This window comes from Fundidesulfovibrio sp. (assembly GCF_058402725.1).
In genome coordinates this window covers 1-2338 of the sequence record NZ_JBZVFJ010000283.1, presented here as the reverse complement: position 1 = coordinate 2338, position 2338 = coordinate 1, and the positions used below count along the sequence as shown (strand labels likewise).

Sequence of the window (2338 nt, the reverse complement as noted above, 5' to 3'; positions counted from 1 at the left end):
AGCTCTCCAGCGCGGGCATCTACCGCACCATGGCCAAGCTTTCGCCCGCCTACGGGCTCATCGGCACGCTCATCGGCTTCATCGGCCTCATGCAGGCCATGGGCGGCGGCCAGCTTGCCTCCCTGGGCCAGCACATGGCCGTGGCCCTCACCACCACGCTCTACGGCATCCTGCTCTCCAACCTCTTCTTCCTGCCCATCGCCGTGAAGGTGGAAAAGCGCATCGAGGAACGGGTGCTGCTCATGTGCGTCATCCGCGACGGCGTGCTCTTCATCAAGGACAAAGCCCCCGCCGCCATCGTCTACGACAAGCTCAAGGCCTACCTCCCCCCCAGGCGCTGGGCCTCCATCGGCATCCGCCCCTAGGCGTCCGCCATGCTCCAGTTCCAGAAACTTCGCGGCCGCTTCAAGGACGAGGACGAGGGCACCTGGTTCATCTCCCTGGCCGACCTGCTCACCCTGCTCTTGTGCTTCTTCGTGGTGATGCTCTCGGTCTCCAGCGTCGACCAGGACCGCTACCGCAAGGTGGCCCAGTCCATGGAGGCCGCCCTGGCCGCCGAAAAGGCCAAGCGCCAGGCCCTGGCGGAGCGCCAGCCCGACCGCCCCATGGGCAGCTCCCTGCGCCCGGAGCCCGTGCCCGACGGGCAGTACTATCCCGTGATCCAGCCGCCCCTGCCGCCCCAGGTCTACCAGTCCGTGGGCGACCCCGTGGCCGGTCCCGGACAAGGCGGCGGCCCCGGGCCAACAGCCCGCCTGAAAACCCTGGACGAGATCGAGTCCGAGATGGCCCTGCGCTTCGCCAAGGACCCCGCAGGCATCCAGGTGGAGAAGCGCCAGGGCGGCGTGGCCATCACGCTCAAGGGCGCGGTGCTCTTCCAGAGCGGCAGCGCCGACCTCACGCCCTCGTCGCGCCCCTATCTGGACTCCATCGCCCAGTCGCTGCGCGCCACGCCCTACCGCGTCACGGTGGAGGGGCACACGGACAACCTGCCCATCCAGTCGTTCCTGTTCCCCTCCAACTGGGAGCTTTCGGCGGCGCGCGCCTCCCGCGTGGCCCGCTACCTCATCGACCACGGCACGCCCCGCGACCGCATCCAGATCTCCGGGTTCGCCGAAACGCGCCCCGTGGCCCCCAACGAAAACGCCCAGGGCCAGCCCCTGCCCGACAACCAGGCCCGCAACCGCCGCGTGGTCGTGCAGATCAACCCTTGAACGCCTGCTCCGACACCCTCGACAGCGGGCCGGAAACCGCCCGGCCCAAGCTCAGGGGCATCTTTTCCACGCCCGGCATCCCGGGCGACCCGGCCAGCGGGGAGGACAAGCGCTTCTGGTTCGCCCGCGAGCAGGAGGACGGCGTGATCAGCGCCCAGCTCCTGGACGAGCACCACCTGCCCACCCAGCGGCAGGTGATCGAACCGCGCGAGAGCTTCCTGGAGCGCTTCACCCTGGAGCCGGACCTGGGCTACCGGCTGCTCACCCAGCGAGTGCTCATTGGCGACCACTTCCGCAACCAGGGCAAGAACGTCGAGGCCAAGATCGAGTACCAGAAGGTGCTGCGCATCGACGAGGAGAACATCCGGGGCACCTTCGGCCTGGGCCTGGCCTATCTGGCCCTCAACCAGCTCGAGAAGGGGCGCTACGCCTTCGAGAAGCTCGTGAAACTCGACGAGAGCTTCGCCACCGAGCACAAGCACCTCTTCAACGACTTCGGCATCGCCCTGCGCAAGCGCGGCCTCTTCGAGGAGGCCCTGGCCTTCTATCACCGGGCCAAGGCCCTGTGCGCCGACGACGAGCACCTGCTCCTGAACATCGCCCGGGCCTGGTTCGAGAAGGGCGACACCGAGCACGCCTACCGGGAACTCGGCAACTGCCTGGACCTGGACCCGAACTTCCGGGAGGCCCTGGCCTTTCTCCACTACCTGCGCAAGAACAACATCCTCCCCCGCGACCCGAAGCTGCGCGCCCACTTCGACCGCGAGGCCCTCAAGCGCAGCGAACTGGCGGGTCTGGCCGGGGAGTGAGGCGTAGGCCGGACCACCGGCCCAGGGAGGACCCCGTGTCCGGCATTCTCTACATCAAGGCCTCGCCGCGCGGGCCGCGCTCGCACTCCATCGCCGTGGCCGACGCCTTCCTGGAGGCCTATCTGGAGCGCCGCCCCGAAGCCTCCCTGACCACGCGCAACCTCTTCGAGGCCGACCTGCCCGCCTTCGACGGCCCCACCATCCAGGCCAAGTACAACGTCTTGCGCCGCCTCACCCACGACCCCGCCCAGCAGCGCGCCTGGGACGCCGTGAAGCGCTGGGCCGACGAGCTCAAAAGCTGCGGCCTCCTGCTCATGG

Annotated in this window: 4 protein-coding genes; all 4 read left to right on the top strand. The window is 68.7% G+C overall.

Annotated elements, in window-relative coordinates; translation table 11 throughout:
* Positions 1–365, top strand: a 365-nt coding sequence (locus tag ACV4UX_RS18730; protein ID WP_491594798.1) for a MotA/TolQ/ExbB proton channel family protein, incomplete at its 5' end; no start/stop codon positions are given.
* A 9-nt stretch (positions 366–374) separates the two neighbouring features.
* Positions 375–1211, top strand: a complete 837-nt coding sequence (locus ACV4UX_RS18725; protein WP_491594797.1) for an OmpA family protein — start codon at positions 375–377, stop codon at positions 1209–1211.
* Positions 1208–2020 (top strand): tetratricopeptide repeat protein, encoded by an 813-nt coding sequence (locus ACV4UX_RS18720; protein ID WP_491594796.1) that lies wholly within the window; start codon positions 1208–1210, stop codon positions 2018–2020. The genes ACV4UX_RS18725 and ACV4UX_RS18720 overlap by 4 nt, the downstream gene beginning before the upstream one ends.
* A 35-nt stretch (positions 2021–2055) precedes the next feature.
* A partial coding sequence (locus ACV4UX_RS18715; RefSeq protein WP_491594795.1) for an NAD(P)H-dependent oxidoreductase occupies positions 2056–2338 on the top strand: 283 nt, incomplete at its 3' end.